Here is a 20,941-nt window from a genome sequence, read left to right as displayed (position 1 = left end):
GTGAGATCTCGTGAATTGTCACAAAACAATCAATTGTCGATTATCTGTGCGGCAGCGCAAAATTCAGCCGTTCCGTATTCACCACCTGCTGGTCTACCCGGTCAATATCCACCGAACTCTGGCCCTTCTCGTTAACAGCCTTAATGTTAGCCAGCGACAGCAGCGTTTCGTCCTTCGCCATAAACTTGCCGCGAACGTCTTTGCGCAAATCAAAGTTCATCTTCAGCGCCGGGCCCGTTGCGGCCTCCTGCATCACGCTGATATTACGCAAGAAGAGGTGCTGCGGCTTGTTGTGCAGCTCAAGCGTGGCACGCTGCATGTCGACATTGGTGATGGCAACAAACGAGGTCGCGTTGCCGGATGAGATCTGTATTCCGCGTAGCGTGTAGGCAAGCTGGCGATTATCCAGGCGAATGTCGTTGAGCTTAAAGTTCTGCGGAATCGACAGGTAGTCGCCCTTAATTACGCCGTAGCCGATGAGCATCCCGGCACTATTGACCATATCGACATTATCAATAATGAAATTATCACATCCATAAATTGCTACCGTGGCGTTGTCTATTCCGGCCTTCTTGCTGAAGTCAGGGGTAATATTTTTGGCTTTAATATTACGAATAATAAAGTGTTTGCCGTTTTCGACATGGACCAGCTGCCGACAGTTGCTGCCGGTGATATTCGCCACCACGAAGTTCTTCACGGTTTGCTTTTCAGGGTAGTCATTGTCGTAGGTGCTGCCCGCCAGACCAATACCGATACCCCAGTTGATTTTGCCGTTGGTGCAGTTGATGTTATCGATGACGTGGTCAGAAATCAGGATGTTGCGGTCGTTGATGGCGACGTTCCACTCAATCGCATCGCCCTGCAGGTGGCTAAATTTACTGTTGGTGATCCGCGCGCCGTCGACCTGATTGTGGAAGCCCTGTCGCAGAATGGCATAGTTCGCCTGCGTCACAGTGATGTTATCAATCAGCAGGTTGCGCATGACTCTGGGCTTTTTCCCGCCGATATAGATCTGCGTGACGGGGCCGAAGCCGCTCATCGCCAGCCCTTTGATTACGCAGTCGGAACCACGAACGTCGAGCGTGATGTTGTGCATGCGCCCTTCCCCCTCGCCGATCGCTTTGCTGCCTTCCTGCAGCACAAAGCGCCCGCGCCCGTTGCCTTTTAATCCGCCGCGGATCAGCAGCGTTTTACCGTCGGGAATAAAGATGCCCGTATTGATGTTTTCACACACGAGACCGGCAGGCACAACGACGGTGTCGGCCTCGTTAAAGGCCTGCTTAAAGGCGGCGATCCAGTCGTTGTTATTGTACTGATTAATGGAAACCGTCTTCCCGCCTGCCGCTCGCGCGGCGCGGGACGACAGCAGCGGCATAGCGGCCATCACAGATAGGGAAGAGACAAAGCGGCGTCGGGTAATCTTTTTCAGCATACAACCTCGGCGTTACAACGTTTGCAGCAGGCTCGCTAACTGGCGATTGATCACCTGCTGGTTAAATTCTGTTTCGACTTTTTGTCGGGCATTGTGCAGAACGGGCACCAGCGCCTGCTGGTCGATATCGCTAAACGCGGCTAAACGATCCGCAAGCGCGAGCGCATTGTTTTCAGGCACCAGCCAGCCGGAATAATCAGATTCGATCAGCTCCGGGATCCCGCTGTGTAGGGTAGATACCACCGGGATCCCGACGGCCATCGCCTCCATCAGCGCGACGGGAATGCCTTCCATGTCGCCGTCGGCCCCCGTCACGGAAGGCAGCAGGAACACGTCGGCCTCGTCGAGCATCGCCTTCACCTCATGGCTCGGCTTGAAGCCCGGCATTTCAACGTAGCCTTCCAGCTGATACTGCTCGATCAGGGTGCGCAGGCGGCGTTCCCATGGCCCGATGCCCAGAATGCGATAGTGGAAATCAACCCCGCGCGCCTTTAGCTGACGGCAGGCTTCAATCGCCACATGCAGGCCTTTCTTCTCGGTCAGGCGTGCCACGGAGATGATCTGCAGCGGTGTACCCGGCACCTTCACCGGGCGCTGGGTAAAGCGCGCGAGATCGACACCCATACGCGAAACGGTAATTTTCTCCCCGGGGCAGCCCATCGTTTTCAAACGGCCAGCCCACAGGTCGCTGATTGGCAGCATCATGTCGCCCCGACGGAAAAGCTGCTGATACTCCGGCGTGTAGTGGTTCAACACTTCCCGGCTGGAGATATCAATCCCGTGGAAAATAGTGGCAATCTTGCCGTCAATCACGCCCAGCTCGCGCAGTTTGGCGGCGGTGACGCCCGCAGGGCCAAAGTGGGCGATAAAGACATCGGCGCGATACGGTTGCGCCGTTTGCCCGCAGATGGCCGAAAGGATCAGGTTGCGGGATTCCGCGCCGTAGCGCGAAACGTTGAGCGCACGCCACGTCGACGCACGGTGGATGCCGCGCAGCGTCTGGCTGGCGCGGTAGCGAAGCTTGTTCATCCGCCCGTTTGGTTCATCCTGCAGCCAGCGGGTTTTCGCCTCCAGCCCATACTCGGTATACGCCGCATGGGTGTTTTGCGTATCGCCCTTCTGCAGGGCGATAATCTCCACGTCATATCCCATATCGATAAACGCGGTAATTTGGTTCAGCACAAAGGTCTCTGACGACAGCGGAAATTTCAGCAAGAAGAAACCAACCTTCATTTCCCCTCCCCGACGCGGTCGAGAACGGATTTCACCATCCCAATCCCTTTTTCACGTTCAGCTTTCACCGCAATGGCCAGGCGCTCATTAATGGCAGGCAGTTGTCCAAGCGTGTCGCCCACCATGGAACCGAGTGAACCATCCAGCAGATGACGAATATCGACGGCCATTTCCGGCATGCCGAGCTGCTGCATAATGCCGGCTGACTTGTGTTCGTAGTTGATGGCGATCGCAGGCGTGCCGAAGTTCATGGAAATGATCGCCGAATGCAGGCGGGTGCCGACGGTCAGATCGCAGGCAGAAAGCAGCTTGCCCATTTCGAGGTCGTTTAATTCGTCCATCACCACGTGGTAACGCGACGGGTCGTTCACCAGATGGCTCAGGTTCAGCGCCACCATGCGGTCATCCTTGTTGTAGCTGTCGATACCGGTACAGGTGGAGAGCGCCAGCACCTGGTAGCCGCTGTCCAGCACGCGGTTCACCACGTCTGCAAAGGCCTTTTCATACGCGGCCTGGGTCGTGCCTAAACGTTTATCGAAAGGCGCCAGCTCGCGCAGGGTGATGGCTACGGTTTTCTGTTTCGCCGCCACGTCGAGCCAGTGCTGTACCGCGTAGCTTGCCTGGAAGCTCTCTTCCTGGTGATCCACCAGCCAGGCGGTGTCCACGCCGTGCTCGACCTTAGAGGTATCAATGTCGCTGCGCTTCATCAGGTCAAGGCTTACGGATTCGCGCAGGATCAGCGCATCGCAGTGGCCAAACACGTAGTTTGCCAGCTGGTTAAACTGCGGATCCTGGAAAGGCCCCACGCTGTGACCAATCATAAACAGCGGCTTTTTCGCCATAAAGGTGCACAGCGCGTGCTCAAACTGCGGTACGCCGTACAGATCGACAAAGAACGATCCGCCCACCTGGATAATGGCGTCATAGCCCGACAGCAGACGTACAAAATCGGTAAAGCCCTGGGCAATGGCGATGTTGCGCAGCTTGCCGGTATCGGTCACGCGGGACAGCAGTACCTGGTGCTGGTAGCGACGACGCAGCACCTTCTTCACGCGCCCCATCACGCCCGCGGCGCTGTTATGCTGTTTCATCTGGCTGTAGAGCGGATCGCCCATCACCGGGCGGTTCAGTAACCAGGATGAGCTGACCGGGTAACGGCTCATCACGTCCACTTCTGTCTCAGGCTCAAGAGTGTTAATTGCATCCAATAAACCGCGCAGAATGGCGCTGTCGCCACGGTTGCCACAGGTATGGTTGCCAAGGATAAGTAATTTCATAATGGCCTCTTAAAGAATTAGCCTGCGCGAAGCAGCGTTTTCATTTTTTCGTTACGGCAAAACTGGCGCTTCATCTCAACCACCAGCGCGTTGCGTGACAGCACAATCATCACGCCGAACGCCAGCGCGCCAGCGGCAACCTGCACCGCCAACAGCGCCCCCAGCGGCAGATGGCCGTTGAGCACCACGCCCAGACCGTAGCTCACGGCAAGCGTTGGTAATGAGAGATAAAACGGCAGCCACAGGCTGAGAATGTACTGACGATAGCTGGAACCCAGTATCGGCTTGATCATCACGAAGTAGCTCAACACGGTGTTGATGATTTGCACCAACAGGAACCCCAGCGTGACGCCAATTGCGCCAGCCATGTGGCCGCCCACGATAATCGCCGGAATAAACAGGAAGGTTTTGAATACGTTGAATTTAAAGCTGATATCCACCCGTGCTTTTGCCATCAGCAGTGACCCGATAGGGTTACCCACGGATCGCAGCAACCCCACCACGCAGAGCAGCTGCAGAATAGGCACGATGCTGACCCACTTCTCGCCAAACACCAGCGGCACGAAATGGCTGGACACCACCATCAGCCCCAGCAGAACCGGGAAGTTGATAATGCCGACCACGGAAAGCAGCTTGTAGAAATTGACGCGCAGCTTCTCGGTATCGTCCTGAATTTTGGCAAAGGCCGGGAACAGCACGCGGGTGATTATCGGATTCAGCTTCATCGGCGGCACAACCGCGACGTTGTAGGCCAGATTGTAGCCCCCCGCCACGCTTGCCCCCAGAATGCGCGCCAGCACCAGCGTTGAGAGGTTGGTATTGACGTAGTTAATGATGCTGTCGGCGGTCAGCCACGCCCCAAAGCGCAGGTTGGACGACACGGATGCCAGCGAAAAATGCAGACCCGGACGGTAAATCTTACGGCCAAAGTAGCCGAACAGCAGCGTCCGCAAGGCGGAATTCACCAGATAGCCGAGGATAGCGGTCAACGCCAGCGGCCAGAAATGGGCACTCACCACGGTAAAAGTAAAGCCTGCCAACACGGCGCTGGTTTCGATCATGCCAATCTTGTTGAATTCCAGCTCTTTCTGCATCAGCGCGCGGAACTGTTGCCCGTGCGGGATCACCACAAAGGCAAACGAGAGCGTGCGCATCAGCGGCGCCAGATCCGGGTTGTGCAGCACGCTGGCGATGGCATCGCTCAACAGGAACACCAGCACAAACACGACGATCCCAAGCCCCACGTTCAGCCAGTAGAGCGTGGTCAGCTCCAGATGGCTGATCTCTTTGCGCTGGATAATCGAGTTGGCAATACCAAAGTCAGACAGCGTATCGGCCAACGCGATAATCACCAGCGACACGGTCAGCAGGCCGAACTGATGATTATCGATAATGCGCGCCAGCACGGTCATCTGCACCAGCCCAAGGCCAATGATGACGATGGTCGCCATGGCTGACCATTTGGCGCCGCTGATGGTTTTTTCACGTAAGCTCATCTTAGTACGCCGCTTTGTTCACAAAACCTTTGAAGATGGTCAGAAACACGATCTTGATATCGAACCAGAGGCTCCATTCACGGATGTACTCCAGGTCGAACTCGATGCGTTTCTCCATTTTTTCCAGCGTGTCGGTCTCACCGCGCCAGCCGTTAATCTGCGCCCAGCCGGTGATGCCTGGCTTCACTTTATGGCGCAGCATGTAGCCCTCAATCAGCGAACGGTACTGTTCGTTGTGCGCGACGGCGTGCGGGCGCGGGCCTACAATTGACATCCCGCCGGTGAACACGTTGATAAACTGCGGCAGCTCATCCAGCGAGGTACGGCGCAGGAAATTGCCCACGCGGGTCACGCGCGGATCGTTCTGCGTCGCCTGCGTCACCACCTTGTCGTTTTCCATCACCTTCATGGAGCGGAATTTCCACACCATGATTGGCTTGCCGTCCATGCCGTAACGGGTCTGGCGGAAGATCACCGGACCAGGCGAGCTGATTTTCACCGCCAGCGCAATGCAGCACAGTACCGGGGAAATCAGCAATAAAATCAGTGAGGAAAGAACAATGTCTTCCACGCGTTTCAGCACGCGATTGATGCCGGAAAGCGGCGTGTCATACAGCGGAACCACCGGCACGCCGTTCACTTCTTCAATGCGAGAGTGGAGAATGTTGAAGGTGAAAACGTCCGGGATCAGGATCACCGAGCAGGTGGTATCGGCGAGCTCGCGCATCAGTTTCTTAATGCGGGATTCATCCTTCATCTGCATCGCGATATAGACGTTGTGAATTTTGCCGGCTTTCGCATCTTCAATTAACTGCTCGTAGTTGCCCGCCCACTCTGACGGAACGCCGCCCGGTTTTGCGTCGTGGTAAATCCCCACCACCTCAAAACCTAACCACGGCTCTTTACGGAAAGAGTCGAGCAACACCTGCCCTACCGGTAAATCACCGGCGACGGCAACATAGCGTCGGTTATAGCCGCGGTTACGCAGCCAGCCCGCGCCAAAGCGGATCAGGGAACGGCACACCACCATGCCTACGCTGGTTAACAGATACCAGCACAGATAGGTGACGAGGCGGTTATCAAAATCATGGCTAAAGGCCACCAGCCCGGCGCTGAAAATCAGGCTCAAGGTCCAGTTTTGCAGCAACAGCATCAGCTCGGTGGTGATTTTTACGCCGCGCCACGAGCGGTAAAAATCGGTCATCCCGCCGATCATCTGAAACACCACCAGCGCGATCAATGCCATGAGCAAATGCATGTAGAAGAACGATTGCCCGCTAACCCAACACACGGCCCACAGTCCGCCGACCATGATGGTGATATCAGAAAAACGCTGCACCATAGAGATTAACGATGCATTCGTTCTCGCTCGTTCGCGCTTTTTTAGATTCGTCATCGTTGTTCCTGTATTCGGTTTCCCCTCCCAGCGGGAGGGGCAAATATTACTGATTCAACAGCGCCAGAATGTCCTTCGTTCGCGCTTCCATCAGCGCGGTATCCGCACGGGATTCCACGTTCAGGCGCACCACCGGCTCGGTGTTAGAAGAGCGCAAGTTGAAGCGCCACTGTGGGAACGACATGCTGATACCGTCGGTACGGTCAATTTCCAGCGCGTGCAGGGCAAAGTGGTGTTCTACGCGGGCAATGGCTTCGGCAGGCTGCGCCAGCTTGCTGTTAATCTCCCCGCTCGCCGGGAAGGCAGCCATGCGATCGCGCACCAGCTCGCCCAGGGTCTGCCCTTTCAGGCACAGCAGCTCGGTCACCAGCAGCCACGGGATCATCCCGCTGTCACAGTAGGCAAAATCACGGAAGTAGTGGTGGGCGCTCATCTCGCCGCCGTAAATGGCGTCTTCTTCGCGCATACGCTCTTTGATAAAGGCGTGACCGGTTTTAGACATCACCGGCTGCCCGCCCGCGGCGCTCACCACGTCAACGGTGTTCCAGGAAAGGCGCGGATCGTGGATGATTTTCGCCCCCGGGTTTTTCTCGAGGAAGGCTTCCGCCAGCAGGCCGACGATGTAGTAGCCTTCAATAAACTGGCCGTTTTCATCGAACAGGAAGCAGCGGTCAAAGTCGCCGTCAAAGGCGATGCCCATATCGGCACCGTGCTCAATCACCGCGTTGCGGGTGTCGTCGCGGCACTCGGGCAGCAGTGGATTCGGGATACCGTTCGGGAAGTTGCCGTCCGGGGTGTTATGCACCTTGATGAAGGAGACCGGCACGTTCAGCGCCTTAAAGCGGGCTTCCAGCGCATCCACCACCGGACCTGCCGCGCCGTTGCCGGCGTTGATCACCAGCTTCAGCGGCTTGAGGTTCGCCACGTTGATGTAACCCAGCAGGTGGTCGATGTACTCTTTCTGCAGGTTAATCTGCTTATAGCTGCCGCGCATCGCCTCGTTCACCGGCGGGAAGTCATTTGCCTCCGCCAGGCGCTGCACGTCGCGCAGGCCGGTATCGCCGCTGATCGGACGCGCGCCCTTGCGCACCAGCTTCATGCCGTTGTAGTCCATCGGGTTGTGGCTGGCGGTCACTTCAATACCCCCGTCCACGCCCAGGTGGAAGGTGGCAAAATAGATCTCTTCAGTACCGGAAAGGCCAATATCCAGCACGTTCACGCCCGCGTCCTGCAGCCCTTTCGCCAGGGCCAGCTTCAGGGATTCACTGGTGAGGCGCACGTCGCCGCCCAGCACGATGGTCTGCGGTTTTAAATATTCGCCATACGCGCGGCCGATGCGCCACGCGATGTCTTCATTCAGCTCTTCGCCCAGCTTGCCGCGAATATCGTAGGCTTTAAAACAGGTTAATTTTTCCATGATGACCCCTTTTTCAGGCAACAGTCGGCCCTGACCACTAAATGGCCAAATTCATTTTTGTCATTCGTAGGCCCGGCAAGCGCAGCGCCACCGGGCATGATGCGAAGGTGCTACACTCGCCCGTAACGGTCCTGGAAGCGGACAATGTCGTCCTCTTCAAGGTATGAGCCAGAGCGCACTTCAATTAAATCGAGAGGAATTTTCCCCGGGTTTTCCAGGCAGTGCGTGGCCCCCAGCGGAATATAAATTGACTCGTTCTCACCCAGCAGTTTGATTTCACCGTCAATGGTGACCTTAGCGGTACCGGCTACCACAACCCAGTGTTCGGCGCGATGGTGGTGCATCTGTACGGACAGCCCTTCACCCGGCTTCACGGTAATGCGTTTTACCTGATAGCGGTCGCCGGAATCGATCGAGTCATATTTCCCCCACGGGCGGTACACTTCGCGGTGAATATGGTGTTCATGTCGACCGTCTGCTTTGATCTGCTCAACGACTTTTTTCACGTCCTGCACGGCGTTACGGTCGGCAATCAGCACCGCATCTTTGGTCTGCACGACCACCAGATCCTTCACGCCCACCGTGGTCACCAGACCGGATTCGGCGTAAACGTAGCTGTTTTCGGTTTTATGGCTGATCACATCGCCGTGATGGACGTTACCCTCCGGGGTATGGGCGCTGATCTCCCACAGGGATGACCAGGAGCCGACGTCGCTCCAGCCCGCGTCCATAGGCACAACAACGGCATCCGCCGTGCGCTCCATTACCGCGTAGTCAATAGACTCTTCCGGGCAGGCGAGGAAGGCTTTTTCATCAACGCGGATAAAATCAAGATCCGGGTCAACCACGGCCATCGCTTTCTCGCAGGCGTTCAGAATATCCGGGCGATATTTTTCCAGCTCTTCCAGATAGCGGCCGGCGCGGAACAGGAACATACCGCTGTTCCAGTAATATTCACCGCTGCCCACATAGGCCTGCGCGGTTTCGAGATTCGGTTTTTCGACGAACTGCGCCACGTCAAAGGCCACGCTGTCGCCATCACCCGACGTGACGTTACCGCGACGAATGTAGCCATAGCCCGTTTCCGGCAGATCCGGCACGATGCCGAAGGTCACCAGCTTGCCGCTCTCGGCGTAAGGAATGGCCGCACGGACCGCATCGCGGAAAGCGTCTTCCTGCTGAATAACATGATCTGCCGCCAGCACCAGCATCAGCGGGTCACAGTCCGGGCTGCTGCGTTTTGCCGCCAGCGCCGCTAGGGCGATAGCGGGGGCGGTGTTGCGTCCGGCAGGCTCCAGAATGATGTTTTCTGTGAGTTTGTTCAGCTGGCGCAGCTGCTCGGCAACGATAAAGCGGTGTTGTTCGTTACAAATAACCACCGGACTTTCACACTCCACGCCGTGCAGACGGTTGACCGTCGTTTGCAGCATGGTGAGTTCCCCTTTCAGGCAGAGGAACTGCTTTGGATAGAGCACGCGGGACAGCGGCCACAACCGGCTACCAGAGCCACCCGCCATCACGACCGGATACAAAGTGGTTTGACTCATGATTTATCCCCGTATATCTGCAATAAATTGGCTTAGCACGTTCTCTTTCTCAAGCGTGCGTTCGGCATATTCACGTGCCACCGTGTTCTCTTTTGGCATGGCGAGCGCCTGTTCAATTCCGGCCGCCAGGGCAGAGACCGATTCTGGCTCCACGCACACGGCAATCCCCGGATAGCTGTGACACAGCTGGCCTAATTCTGTTTCGGCTTCTGCCGTAATCACCGCGTTCCCGCCCACTGCCAGAATGTTGGTCAGCTTGGACGGCAGCACCGCATCCGCCGCGCCGCGCTTTTGCACGACCAGATGGCAGTCGCCCATTTTCAGCAGCGCAGGCAGTGCCTCATAGGACTGCAGCGGGAAGAATTTCACGTTGGTCAGGCCGCGATCGCTAGCCATCTTCTCCAGCCGCGCTTTCCCACCGCCCTGCCCGACAATCACAAACGTCCATGAATGCTGGCTAAGCTGTTGTGCCGCCTCAATCACGGTTTCCAGCCCCTGCTTTTCGCCGATGTTGCCGGAATAAAGAATAATTTTTTGGTCGTCAGGCAAACCCAGCTGGACGCGCAGCGCCTGAGCGTCACGTTCGGTTACGTCACGAAAACGCGCCACTTCGGACCAGTTCGGGAAAAAGATCACTTTTCCCGCGGCGACGCCCTTTTCCTGGGCTTTGTTCATCATCGAGCGCGAGATGGTCGAAACGTAATCGACGTTATGCAACCCGCTGCGCTCAAAGGCGCTGGCGAGTTTCGCGACCTTGCCGCCTTTCCCTTTTCCCGCCATTCCCAGGCCCAGCATGGCGTCCACTTCATAATCCTGTATGTGCAGCAGCGTGCGCGCGCCGGAAAGTTTGCCCAGCAGACGCATGCCCGGCGTGCAGAACAGCGTCGGCACCACGCCGATAATGCGATCCGGCTTCCAGCGACGCTGCGCCATCAGCGGGAAGAAACTGCTCAGGGCAAAGCTGCCCAGATGAAGTAAACGTTTCAGCGTTGAAGGCTGCTTCGGCACGTACAGCGGGCAGCGCCAGACGGTCGCGGCCCCCTCTTCGCGGCGATAGCGCCAGCTGGAATAACGCTCGCCCACCTTCCATTCCGGGTAGTATGGCGGCGCGGTGATGACCCGCACGTCATGACCCTGGCTCGCCATCCACTCGACCATTTCGCCGGTGTATTTCCCGATACCGGTTAGCTCCGGCGAATAGTTAATTCCGTATACGAGGATCTTCATATGCCCGGCACCTCGGCCTGACGCTCCGCAAGGAAGTACGCCCGACTGTTGTCGTGAACGTTGTCGCTTGCCAACAACGCTTCTGGCGTCAACCAGCGGTAGTCATCATGCTGAGAATCAGGCAGACGCAGGTCTGCCTCACTCACCTTCAGGCGGAATCCGAGCACCACGTAGTGCGTGGTGAAACCGGAGCCCGAAAAGTTATCGTCATAGAAGTGCTGCCAGACCCCGTAAAACTGGCCTGCCGCCATCGGCATTTGCAGGCCCAGTTCCGCCAGAGTGAGACGCTCAAAGGCATCGGTAAGCGTCTCATCCTTCTGCACGCGCCCGCCGGGCACGAACCAGTAGCCCTGTGCAGGACGGTTGGTTCGTTTCCCCAGCAAGAACTCGCCGCGCTCGTTCTCCACAATCAAATCGATTGAAATGAGCGGAGTGGAACGCACTACCGTGGCAAAATCTTCCTGACTTAAAAACATCATTACCCCCGGAAGCGGTGCTGGTTTTCCAGGAACCACTGGTAGGTGCTGGCCAGCCCCTGCTCCAGTGACACCTCGTGATACCAGCCGAGCTGATGCAAACGCGTCACATCCAGCAGCTTGCGCGGCGTACCGTCCGGCTTGGTGGCATCAAAGACCACGCGGCCTTTGTAGCCCACGACCTGCGCGATGGTCTGCGCCAGCTCGCGGATGGTGCAGTCCACGCCGGTACCGACGTTAATGTGCGACAGCATCGGTTCGGTGTTCTCCTGCCACACCTCGCGATCCAGCTCCATCACGTGAATGCTGGCCGCTGCCATATCATCGACGTGCAGGAACTCACGCATTGGCGTACCGCTGCCCCACACCACCACGTCCGGTGCGTTCTCGGCGGTCGCCTCATGGAAGCGACGCAGGAGCGCCGGGATGACGTGCGAATTACTCGGGTGGAAGTTATCGTGCGGCCCGTACAGGTTGGTCGGCATCACCGAGCGATAGTCGCGGTTGTACTGACGGTTGTAGGATTCGCACAGCTTGATCCCGGCAATTTTGGCAATGGCGTAGGGTTCGTTGGTGGCTTCCAGCGTCCCCTGCAGCAGCTCGCTTTCGGCGATCGGCTGCTTCGCCATTTTCGGGTAAATACAGGATGAGCCGAGGAACAACAGCTTGTTCACGTTGTGCAGATGCGCGGCGTGAATGATGTTGCTCTCAATCATCATGTTTTCGTAGATGAAATCCGCCGGGTAGGTGTTGTTAGCGACAATGCCGCCCACTTTCGCCGCCGCTAGATACACCTGGTCAATACGTTCATTGGCAAAGAAGTCCTGCACCGCGCTGCTGTCGAGCAGGTTCAGCTCGTCACGCGTGCGGACAATCACGTCGACGTCGCCGCGCTGTTCAAGCTGGCGAACAATCGCGGAACCCACCATTCCGCGATGACCGGCGACAAAAATACGTTGTTTTGTCATTCTCAGGACTCCAGCGCGATGGCAACCTCGTAGCCATGAGACTTGAGCAGGGAGTGTTTTTTCGCTGCTTCAAGATCTTTGGCCACCATCTCAGAAACCATCTCCTGCAGCGTCGTTTCTGGTTTCCAGCCCAGGGTTTCGTGCGCTTTGGTTGGGTCGCCGAGCAGGGTTTCTACTTCAGCAGGACGGAAGTAACGCGGGTCAACCTGAACGATCACGTCGCCCGGCTTCACGCCCGGTGCGTCATGGCCGGTCACGGAAACAACAATCCCTTTCTCTTCTACGCCGGTACCTTCAAAGCGCAGTTTGATACCCAGCTGTGCTGCGGCCATTTCAACGAACTGACGCACGGAATACTGCACGCCGGTTGCGATCACGAAGTCTTCCGGTTTGTCCTGCTGCAGCATCATCCACTGCATTTTCACGTAGTCTTTGGCATGGCCCCAGTCACGCAGGGAGTCCATGTTGCCGAGGTGCAGGCACGATTCCAGACCCTGTGCAATGTTGGCGATCGCGCGGGTGATTTTACGGGTTACGAAGGTTTCACCGCGACGTGGCGATTCGTGGTTGAACAGAATACCGTTACAGGCATACATGCCATAGGATTCGCGGTAGTTCACGGTGATCCAGTACGCGTACAGTTTTGCTACCGCATACGGAGAGCGCGGGTAGAACGGCGTGGTCTCTTTCTGTGGAATTTCCTGCACCAGGCCGTACAGCTCGGAGGTGGACGCCTGGTAGAAACGGGTTTTCTTCTCAAGTCCGAGGAAGCGAATCGCTTCCAGCAGACGCAGGGTGCCCATGGCGTCAACGTCGGCGGTGTACTCCGGAGATTCGAAAGAGACCGCAACATGGCTCATTGCCCCCAGGTTGTACACTTCATCCGGCTGCACTTCCTGCAGAATGCGGGTCAGGTTGGAGGAATCGGTCAGATCGCCGTAATGCAGGTGGAATTTCGGGTTCGCGGAGTGAGGATCCTGATAAATATGATCCACGCGTTCGGTGTTGAATGAAGAGGCACGACGTTTGATACCGTGAACTTCATACCCTTTTTCCAGCAGCAATTCTGCCAGGTAAGAACCATCCTGTCCGGTAACGCCGGTGATGAGAGCGACTTTAGACATGTTTATATTCCTCTGTACTTATCAAAGTTTTTCAGTTTCAACGCGTTCGCGTATCACCACTGCGGGGTTGCCACGGCAAATCGTATTTGCCGGTAGCGATTTAAATACACTGCTGCGGGCACCAATAACCGTGCCATTGCCAACAGAGACACCCGGTGCAACAAAAACATCTGTTGCTAACCAGCATTTCTCACCAATCACAATAGGCGTGGCGGTAATATCAAAATGCTGACTCATAAAATCGTGACTGCCGGTGCACAAATAACACTTCTGTGAGACCACCGAATTTGCGCCAATCGTAATATCACCCAGGGTATACAGCACCGCGTCATCCCCTACCCAGGCGTAATCCCCCAGCGTTAATTTCCAGGGATAGGTAATTTTGACTGACGGGCGAATGACTACGTTTTTTCCTATTTTTGCGCCAAATAATCGCAGCAAAAATGCGCGCCAGCGGTACAGTATTTGCGGTGACCAAGCAAATAAGGTGGTCTGGACAGCCCACCACAATTGCACTTTAATACCACCCGCACCGCGAAAGCCTTTCGGCACGGTAAATCCTTTAAGATCCTGCATTGCGCTTCCTTATATTTCAGGCTTTGTTATATAAGGCTTTCGTTTTACCCGTCGTTTTCAGCCGCAGAAAATAAGATAATTCTGCCCAGAAGCCCGGCACGCGTAATATTTTGCGCTGCACGTTTTTGGCATCCTGGCACAATTCCAGATTATTCGAGGTTGACACGCCGCCCATTGAAAATTCAGAGACCAGTCCTTTAATTCGACGGAATGGATAACCTGATTTATACAGGCTGGCGGCCAGCGCATAATCTGAAGACACTTTATACTGCAAATCGTAAGGCTGTTTTTTCAAGCCCTGAACTGGGAAGAAAATCGCCTGATGGCTGGCCGGTAAGCTGTGGTAGATATACCAGCCTGGCTTGGCGCTACGGCACACTTTGTTGCCGTCGCCGAAATCGAGCAGCGCATCGCCAATGTACATAGCGGCTTCTTTTTGTCGCGCCAGCTGGCGGGCAAACAGCGCCACGTCGTCATGGAATACATCACCGGAGTTCAGGAAGATGGCATACCGCCCTTGCGCCATGGCGATGCCTTTGTTCATGGCGTCGTAGATGCCTTTATCTTTCTCGCTGATGTAGCGTAAGTTGAACTCACCGTTGAGTTTTTCCAGAAACTCCGCCGTGCCATCGTCCGAACCGCCGTCGACCACAATCCACTCAAAGGTGAGGCTTGGATCGCGTGCCAGGTTGCGCAGCGAGCGCCAGGTTTTTACCACCCCTTCGTAATTACGAAAAGCGACAGTAATGACACTCAGAAACATAAATCACCTCATTTCGTCATACGCGCGTAATATTGAGCGCCTTGCGCAAAATAAACGGACAGACAATCAAGAAAGCATATTCCGGGCTAAATATTGACCCCGTAAAGAACAACGACACTGGTGTAAAAAGATAAAGCTGAACGCGAAAGTTTTGGTTATCACCAAACGCGTTAATCATCATTTTGAAAACTTTAAACAGATACCACAGCGTCAACAGTACGGCGAACCACGAAAAATAAATAATTAACAGATACAGACCATTGTCTATGGTTTTACCGACATCCGCACCGTTAAAGATTCCGAATGATGCAACATATTCATAAAGTGAGCCGAATCTTACTACACCATCAATATGGGTTAACGAATAACCCACCATGACCAGAGGTCCAATGATGCGATAATAGGATGAAGATCCTTCTGTTCCTAAATCCCCAAGACGTTCTGAGATGTAGGGGAACGCAAATATCACGCCAACCAGGAATACCGTCAGGGAGATAATCGCCAGCGGCAGTTTTTTCTTAATCGCATCTTTGTTCAGGTACTGGAACGCCCACTCCAACAGATAAAAAAGAATAAACGTCATCACCCCGGAAAACGACCCAGACAGAACGATTCCTGCAAGAATCATAGCATCGGTCTTAGGGGTTTTGATACCAAACTGTTTGATGCTGAGCCAAATTGAGATTAATGCCAGAGCAAAAAACGCCGGTTCAAAATAGAGCGCCGTAGTACGTTTCCCACCAAACTTAATGAAGTTCAGTACATAGCTGTTACTGTAAATGAGATATTTCGAAATTATCTCCATCAGGCTACTGCCACCGGTCAAAATAATTTGCGCCATTTCCAGTGCAGCGAGCATAACAATTAACGTAACGGCAATATAAAAGAACCTAAGGATTTTCCGATAATTGTGCGGAGAAATAATTTTAAAGCGAATACTCCACACCATGCCAATAATGATAACGATATAAACAAACAGCATGGTGGAGGTCACGTATTTGCTGGCATCCAGCGACTGACCAAAGATGTAGTTAAATGCCGTCAGACCAAAGCCCAGGCCCAGCGCAATCATCAGCTTCTTGAGGTTGATTTTGTCGACATACAGCAGGAGCAAAACGGGCAAGAAGGTGACGATAGTTATCGGGAAGCTTTCGCCAAGCTGGGCAATTTTGACGTTGACCAGCAGGTAGATCAGCGGCAGCAGCAGATAACTACAGATTCTGATAGAACGAGACATATTCCTCCAGCATCTGTTGTCCACTGTAAGCCTTGCGGCTTCGGTTGCGGAACGATTCCAGGTCAGTGCCAAAAACGGCCTCGGCAATCTTCGCCTTCGGTAACTGCACCAGCGGCAGCACCTCATGTTCAGCGAAGGTTTTTCCGCCTGACTTTTCCAGCACTTCACGCGCCGCGTCGCTGTGGGTAGCAATCACCGGCACGCCAATGGAGAGCGCTTCGCACAGGATCAGCGGGTAGTTATCCACGCGCGAACTAAACACCAGCGCATCCATGCCGTTCAGGGCGCTCATCAGCTTGCGTTTGTCGGTTTCAAAACCGTGATTGATCACGTTCGGCCCTTCAAACGGGGAAAATTTGCCGAAGGTGTGCAATTCAATTTTGTCTCCCAGCGCCATCATGTCGCGCACCAGCTGCTGGTTGGTTTTTCCGTCGTAGCGCAGATCGTGTGCCACAACGGCAATTTTCGGCTGGCCAGCAGTTTCCGCCACCGGGGTGAGTTCGGCTAGAATGTCTTCTGTCGCCACGTCGATCCCGTTGTTGATGATCTTGCAGCGCCCTGCCCCATACAGGCTGTTGAAGGCATCGGCTACGTGCTGGCTTGGCGAGATAAACGTGCAGCCCAGCGAAAGCATGTCGCGGAACAGCTGGCGCTTCCCGGCCACCAGCTGATGGGCGCGGTCAATTTTCACTGGCGGATAGTTGCTCAACGTCGGGCATTTCTGGCAGTTGGTTTTCCAGCCTTCGCAGCCGTCGGTAAACGCGCAGCGTCCGGTCACGCTCCAGTGATCGTGCAACGTCCAGACAAAGCGGGTGTCCGGCTTGTGCGCCTGCACGTTTTCACAAAAGGCCACGACCTCTTCCAGATTCAGCCAGTAGCTGTGCAGAACGTGAAAATGCAGTACCACCGGACCGGTGGTTCGCGTCACCGTGCGATAAAGGCTATTCAGATTGCCGAACAGATCGCGGTTAAACAGACGGAACAGGGCAATATTGGCGATAGACGTCAGACGCGGCGTTTGTTTCAGTACCTGCGGGTAGTTATCGTGGCTGACGCTTTTCTTGCCGCCTTTACCATAGCCGTACACAAAACGAGACTGTAAGCCTTTTTGCAGCGCGCGCTGATGCAAGTCCAGCGCCACACCCGCTGCTCCGCCTTCTGCGAGGCGTACGTTAAATTGCAGAATGTTCATTTAATCACCTTCACGCGGGCTTTTTCTCCCACCACCAGCGCGTTATCCGGAATACTGTCCAACACCACGCTGCCTGCGCCGATCGTTACGTTGTTACCCACGGTGATATCACCGATGATGACCACGTTCGCGCCCAGCTCAACGTTATTGCCGATCACCGGGCAGGCCAGGCTGTCCGGCCCGCGGTTGCCGATCGTGACCGCGTGGCGAATGGTGAAATCATCTCCGGCAACGACAAACTTATTGATGACCACCGCGTAGCCGTGATGAATCGTGAAGCGGCGGCCAATCGTTGCGGCAGCCTGAATTTCATAGCCAAAAAAACATTCGGTGATGATGCGGTACAGCACCAGTACCGGTGCCGCCCAGATATTGTTGATGACATTTTTTTTGCGCCAAACCGAGCAAAAATGCGCGATGCGGTACGCCAGAACCATGCAGCACGGGCGCAGGCTCCAGCTGTTTGCGCGGCAATCTTCCAGAAACATTATTTCCCCCGAAGCCCGTCAGCCAGACGCTTGCCGTTACGCACGGAGAAAAGCGTAAACAGCGTGCGCCAGTTCATGCGCTTATTGCGGATCTGATAGAGGGTGAAGAGCTGATACTTCCGGCTCGCACGGTCGAATTTATCTTTGTGCTTGCGGTAAAAGTGGAAGTAGCCCGAAAATTTCTTCGGCGACGAGGTGATTTGCATCTCCCCGTGATTGATGTGCAGGATCTGCGTAGCCTCTTCCACCTTCCACGGCTCGCCGTACTCCACCACCATCCGCAGGAAGATGTCGTAATCCTGCGCGGCCTTGAGTTCAGTATCAAACAGGCACTCTTTAAAGCGCCACGCCCAGGTAAAGACCTGGTTACCGATGATATTGCGCTTGTAAAACAGGCGACGGGAATACGGTGATTTCGGGTACAGCGGCAGGCTGGCAGGCTGTGAATAAACTTCGCCCTGACACACATAGTCGTTAGCGTACAAAAACGCGTGGGTCACCAGCTGATGCTTGTGCGACAGGAAGATGGACAGACGATTTGGCGTCCATTCGTCATCGTCATCAATCCCGGTCAGATACTGCCCTTTCGCCTGCATAATCGCCTGATTACGCACCGCGCATGCCCCGGAGTTAATCTCGTTATGGGTATAAACCACGCGCGGGTCATTGAGATCGTTCACAAATTTTTGCAGCTGTTCATACGAGGATGAGCAGTCATCAACGATGATCAGCTCCCAGTTATCGTAATCCTGTCGCAGCACCGATTTGATTGCACGGATCGCCAGTTGCTGACGATTCCATGTCGGCATATAGATAGAAACTAAAGGGCGTTGTGTGGTCATAGTCTTCCCCTCCCCCCACCCCTCACCCCGCCCCTCTCCGCAAAGAAGAGAAGGTTAGGGTAAGGGGTGGGGGACTGTTTTGGCTGTTATTTACTGTCAGATTTATATTCGTATTCGTAGTAGCCGTAATCCTGATACCCGGTCGCGCGGCGGAAGATGGAGTTCAGAATCACCCCTTTCACCTCAATACCGTTCTGCTCGAAGCGGTTCAGGCTGGTCTCCACTTCCTTAAGGGTATTCACCGCGTAGCGCGCTACCATCAGCGTGGTACCCGCGAGGCGACCCACCACGGCGGCATCGGTCACGGCCAGAATCGGCGGGGTATCGATCAGCACCAGGTCATAGTGTTTGCTCGCCCACTCCACCAGCTCGCCAAAGCGTTCACTCATCAGCAGTTCAGAAGGGTTAGGCGGCACCTGACCACGTGGGATGAGATCAAATTTCGGGATGGAGGTCGGCTTCGCGCTCTCGCTGATTTCCCCTTTGCCTAGCAGGATTTCAGAGAGACCGTTGACGTTGTTGGTGCCTAGCAGCTCGTGGGTATAGCCCTTACGCATATCGCAGTCGATCAGCAGCACGCGTTTGTTGGTTTGGCTTACCACTGCCGCCAGGTTGGCGCAGACAAATGTCTTACCGATTGACGGGCTGACGCCGGTCATCATCAGAACGTTATTTTTGGCCTGCATCATGGCGAAGTGCAGGCTAGTACGCAGGCTACGCACCGCTTCAATCGCCAGGTCAGTTGGGTTACCCACCGCCAGAAGCTGGCTCTGTTTGTAGCGCTTAACGCCCTTAACGGTTTTGACGCTGTCACGCGATTTCTGCCATTCGGACAACGGAATGCTTGCGTACACGCTAATGCCATTTTCTTCCAGCACCTGCGGGCTTTCGATACCGCGGTTGAACAGGGAGCGCAGCAGCACGCCAACGATAGAGAGCATCAGGCCGAGGATAATGCTGCCGAAGACAATCAGCGCCTTCTTCGGCTTCAGCACGCCCGGCTGCGTAATGGCCGGGTCAACGATGCGCACATCGCCAACGGTACTGGCTTCGGTGATTTTCAGCTCCTGCTGTTTATTCAGCAGCTGCATATACACCTGCTGGCCGGACTCCACGTCGCGGGTCAGACGCACAATTTCCTGCTGCGTCTTCGGCATCGCCGTGACGCGGTTATTGAGCTTCGCTTTCTCTTCTTCCAGCGTCTGGCGTTTTTCCAGCAGCGTGCGGTAAGCCGGGTGTCGTTTAGTGTAAAGCTTAGAAATTTCCGCTTCTTTGAAGGTCAGTTCGTTGAGCTGCGCATCAATATTGACCATCGAATCCAGAACTGACTTCGCTTCCAGCGGCAGGTCGACAGAGTCTTTGTCCTGGCGATAGGCATTCAGCTTGTTCTCTGCCTCATCCAGACGAGCGCGAACTTCAGGCAGCTGTTTGGCCAGGAAGGCCAGGCTCTTCGCCGCTTCTGCTGACTTACGCTCGACGTTCTGCTCAAGGTAGTTGCGGGTGATGCTGTTGAGAATGTCACGGATTTGGTCTTTATCTTCACCGGTGAAGGTCATGCTCAGGACACCGGTGTCCTTGCCATTTTCGGTAACGGTCAGGTTATTTTGCAGATTGTTGATCATCCCCAGCGTAGAGAATTTGGTGACCGTAAACTCACCGCCTTCCTGGGCATGAATCTCGCTCACCATCATGCTGACGCCGTTTTTCGACAGCATCTGCCCAACTTCGCCGCGCGCGCTAAAGCCCGCATCGCTGGTCAGCTGATACTGTTTAGGGCCAAGCACGGTCAGGGTGAACGTTTGATCCGCGCTGCCTTTTGGCAGCACAAAGTCCGTTACCTTAACCGTGTCGTTGCTGCGGCCCATCAGGCGATCCCAGCCCGCCCCAAATACCGGGAAAGTATTTTTGGTCACGGAGATATCAAGCCCGAGGTCATGAACCGTTTTCCCCAGCACCAGACGCGACTGGATCAGCTGTATTTCCGCATCGGAGGCCGGTGGTTTGTTCGCCAGCGCAGAACCGATGTCCTGCACAAGTGAATTTCCGGTATTTTGCTCAATCTGCACCAGCGCATCGGCGCTGTAAATTGGCGTCGCGAACAGCGTATAGACGACAGCCGCAGCGGCAAAGACGGCGGTGATCCCAAGCACCCACCACTTTGCCTCGATGACGGTCCCAACCAGGCGACCAATATCGATTTCATCGCTGCCCGAAATCGGGGCGGCAGAAGGTTTTGTTTTTTCTGTCATT

18 protein-coding genes are annotated in these 20,941 nt (G+C 55.2%); all 18 read right to left on the bottom strand.

The window, feature by feature from the left end; all coding sequences use genetic code 11:
* Positions 1-40 precede the first annotated feature (40 nt).
* The 18 genes from wcaM to wzc all read right to left on the bottom strand — a co-directional run bounded on the left by wcaM (position 41) and on the right by wzc (position 20,940).
* Entirely contained in the window at positions 41-1,432 is a 1,392-nt protein-coding gene (gene wcaM / locus V5P19_RS02210; protein ID WP_334399715.1) for a colanic acid biosynthesis protein WcaM, read from the bottom strand.
* Positions 1,433-1,444: 12 nt separating this feature from the next.
* On the bottom strand, positions 1,445-2,665 hold the full coding sequence (wcaL, locus tag V5P19_RS02205; protein ID WP_334399713.1) for a colanic acid biosynthesis glycosyltransferase WcaL: 1,221 nt from the start codon (positions 2,663-2,665) through the stop codon (positions 1,445-1,447).
* Positions 2,662-3,942, bottom strand: a complete 1,281-nt coding sequence (gene wcaK / locus V5P19_RS02200) for a colanic acid biosynthesis pyruvyl transferase WcaK (protein WP_334399711.1) — start codon at positions 3,940-3,942, stop codon at positions 2,662-2,664. The genes wcaL and wcaK overlap by 4 nt, the downstream gene beginning before the upstream one ends.
* Positions 3,943-3,959: 17 nt before the next feature.
* Complete coding sequence (gene wzxC / locus V5P19_RS02195; protein ID WP_334399709.1) at positions 3,960-5,438, bottom strand: colanic acid undecaprenyl disphosphate flippase WzxC; 1,479 nt, start codon at positions 5,436-5,438, stop codon at positions 3,960-3,962.
* Between the two features lies 1 nt (position 5,439).
* Positions 5,440-6,834, bottom strand: coding sequence for an undecaprenyl-phosphate glucose phosphotransferase (gene wcaJ / locus V5P19_RS02190; protein WP_334399707.1), 1,395 nt, complete (start codon positions 6,832-6,834; stop codon positions 5,440-5,442).
* A gap of 46 nt (positions 6,835-6,880) precedes the next feature.
* Positions 6,881-8,251, bottom strand: coding sequence for a colanic acid biosynthesis phosphomannomutase CpsG (cpsG, locus tag V5P19_RS02185; RefSeq protein WP_334399705.1), 1,371 nt, complete (start codon positions 8,249-8,251; stop codon positions 6,881-6,883).
* Positions 8,252-8,361: 110 nt separating this feature from the next.
* Positions 8,362-9,798, bottom strand: coding sequence for a mannose-1-phosphate guanyltransferase (gene cpsB / locus V5P19_RS02180; RefSeq protein WP_334399703.1), 1,437 nt, complete (start codon positions 9,796-9,798; stop codon positions 8,362-8,364).
* Between the two features lie 3 nt (positions 9,799-9,801).
* Positions 9,802-11,025 carry a colanic acid biosynthesis fucosyltransferase WcaI gene (gene wcaI, locus V5P19_RS02175; protein ID WP_334399701.1) on the bottom strand — a complete coding sequence of 408 codons (1,224 nt, stop codon included), beginning with the start codon at positions 11,023-11,025 and terminating at the stop codon, positions 9,802-9,804.
* Positions 11,022-11,501: a GDP-mannose mannosyl hydrolase gene (locus V5P19_RS02170; RefSeq protein WP_334401105.1), complete on the bottom strand. Its 480-nt coding sequence runs from the start codon at positions 11,499-11,501 to the stop codon at positions 11,022-11,024. Before V5P19_RS02170 ends, wcaI begins: the two co-directional genes overlap by 4 nt.
* Positions 11,502-11,503: 2 nt before the next feature.
* On the bottom strand, positions 11,504-12,469 hold the full coding sequence (locus tag V5P19_RS02165) for a GDP-L-fucose synthase (RefSeq protein ID WP_134347921.1): 966 nt from the start codon (positions 12,467-12,469) through the stop codon (positions 11,504-11,506).
* A 2-nt stretch (positions 12,470-12,471) separates the two neighbouring features.
* On the bottom strand, positions 12,472-13,593 hold the full coding sequence (gmd, locus tag V5P19_RS02160; protein WP_010431938.1) for a GDP-mannose 4,6-dehydratase: 1,122 nt from the start codon (positions 13,591-13,593) through the stop codon (positions 12,472-12,474).
* Between the two features lie 21 nt (positions 13,594-13,614).
* On the bottom strand, positions 13,615-14,169 hold the full coding sequence (wcaF, locus tag V5P19_RS02155) for a colanic acid biosynthesis acetyltransferase WcaF (protein WP_334399698.1): 555 nt from the start codon (positions 14,167-14,169) through the stop codon (positions 13,615-13,617).
* A gap of 16 nt (positions 14,170-14,185) precedes the next feature.
* Entirely contained in the window at positions 14,186-14,932 is a 747-nt protein-coding gene (gene wcaE, locus V5P19_RS02150; RefSeq protein WP_334399697.1) for a colanic acid biosynthesis glycosyltransferase WcaE, read from the bottom strand.
* A gap of 16 nt (positions 14,933-14,948) precedes the next feature.
* Positions 14,949-16,169 carry a colanic acid polymerase WcaD gene (gene wcaD, locus V5P19_RS02145; RefSeq protein WP_334399695.1) on the bottom strand — a complete coding sequence of 407 codons (1,221 nt, stop codon included), beginning with the start codon at positions 16,167-16,169 and terminating at the stop codon, positions 14,949-14,951.
* On the bottom strand, positions 16,144-17,361 hold the full coding sequence (gene wcaC, locus V5P19_RS02140) for a colanic acid biosynthesis glycosyltransferase WcaC (protein ID WP_334399692.1): 1,218 nt from the start codon (positions 17,359-17,361) through the stop codon (positions 16,144-16,146). The genes wcaD and wcaC overlap by 26 nt, the downstream gene beginning before the upstream one ends.
* A complete protein-coding gene (gene wcaB, locus V5P19_RS02135) occupies positions 17,358-17,849 on the bottom strand; it encodes a colanic acid biosynthesis acetyltransferase WcaB (protein WP_334399690.1) in 492 nt (163 codons plus the stop codon). Before wcaB ends, wcaC begins: the two co-directional genes overlap by 4 nt.
* Complete coding sequence (gene wcaA, locus V5P19_RS02130) at positions 17,849-18,691, bottom strand: colanic acid biosynthesis glycosyltransferase WcaA (RefSeq protein ID WP_334399688.1); 843 nt, start codon at positions 18,689-18,691, stop codon at positions 17,849-17,851. Before wcaA ends, wcaB begins: the two co-directional genes overlap by 1 nt.
* Positions 18,692-18,777: 86 nt before the next feature.
* Entirely contained in the window at positions 18,778-20,940 is a 2,163-nt protein-coding gene (gene wzc, locus V5P19_RS02125; protein WP_334399686.1) for a tyrosine-protein kinase Wzc, read from the bottom strand.
* Position 20,941: the final 1 nt, after the last annotated feature.

Source organism: Enterobacter sp. UNJFSC 003 (assembly GCF_036903355.1).
Classification (GTDB): Bacteria; Pseudomonadota; Gammaproteobacteria; order Enterobacterales; family Enterobacteriaceae; genus Enterobacter.
Note: the sequence above shows the minus strand (reverse complement) of the source record. Positions and strands in the feature narration are given on the sequence as shown.

Bases quoted from the DNA above. Each gene is read 5' to 3' on its own strand.
- wcaM (WP_334399715.1), bottom strand. From the start codon at position 1,432: ATGCTGAAAAAGATTACCCGACGCCGCTTTGTCTCTTCCCTATCTGTG.
- wcaL (WP_334399713.1), bottom strand. From the start codon at position 2,665: ATGAAGGTTGGTTTCTTCTTGCTGAAATTTCCGCTGTCGTCAGAGACC.
- wcaK (WP_334399711.1), bottom strand. From the start codon at position 3,942: ATGAAATTACTTATCCTTGGCAACCATACCTGTGGCAACCGTGGCGAC.
- wzxC (WP_334399709.1), bottom strand. From the start codon at position 5,438: ATGAGCTTACGTGAAAAAACCATCAGCGGCGCCAAATGGTCAGCCATG.
- wcaJ (WP_334399707.1), bottom strand. From the start codon at position 6,834: ATGACGAATCTAAAAAAGCGCGAACGAGCGAGAACGAATGCATCGTTA.
- cpsG (WP_334399705.1), bottom strand. From the start codon at position 8,251: ATGGAAAAATTAACCTGTTTTAAAGCCTACGATATTCGCGGCAAGCTG.
- cpsB (WP_334399703.1), bottom strand. From the start codon at position 9,798: ATGAGTCAAACCACTTTGTATCCGGTCGTGATGGCGGGTGGCTCTGGT.
- wcaI (WP_334399701.1), bottom strand. From the start codon at position 11,025: ATGAAGATCCTCGTATACGGAATTAACTATTCGCCGGAGCTAACCGGT.
- V5P19_RS02170 (WP_334401105.1), bottom strand. From the start codon at position 11,501: ATGTTTTTAAGTCAGGAAGATTTTGCCACGGTAGTGCGTTCCACTCCG.
- V5P19_RS02165 (WP_134347921.1), bottom strand. From the start codon at position 12,469: ATGACAAAACAACGTATTTTTGTCGCCGGTCATCGCGGAATGGTGGGT.
- gmd (WP_010431938.1), bottom strand. From the start codon at position 13,593: ATGTCTAAAGTCGCTCTCATCACCGGCGTTACCGGACAGGATGGTTCT.
- wcaF (WP_334399698.1), bottom strand. From the start codon at position 14,169: ATGCAGGATCTTAAAGGATTTACCGTGCCGAAAGGCTTTCGCGGTGCG.
- wcaE (WP_334399697.1), bottom strand. From the start codon at position 14,932: ATGTTTCTGAGTGTCATTACTGTCGCTTTTCGTAATTACGAAGGGGTG.
- wcaD (WP_334399695.1), bottom strand. From the start codon at position 16,169: ATGTCTCGTTCTATCAGAATCTGTAGTTATCTGCTGCTGCCGCTGATC.
- wcaC (WP_334399692.1), bottom strand. From the start codon at position 17,361: ATGAACATTCTGCAATTTAACGTACGCCTCGCAGAAGGCGGAGCAGCG.
- wcaB (WP_334399690.1), bottom strand. From the start codon at position 17,849: ATGTTTCTGGAAGATTGCCGCGCAAACAGCTGGAGCCTGCGCCCGTGC.
- wcaA (WP_334399688.1), bottom strand. From the start codon at position 18,691: ATGACCACACAACGCCCTTTAGTTTCTATCTATATGCCGACATGGAAT.
- wzc (WP_334399686.1), bottom strand. From the start codon at position 20,940: ATGACAGAAAAAACAAAACCTTCTGCCGCCCCGATTTCGGGCAGCGAT.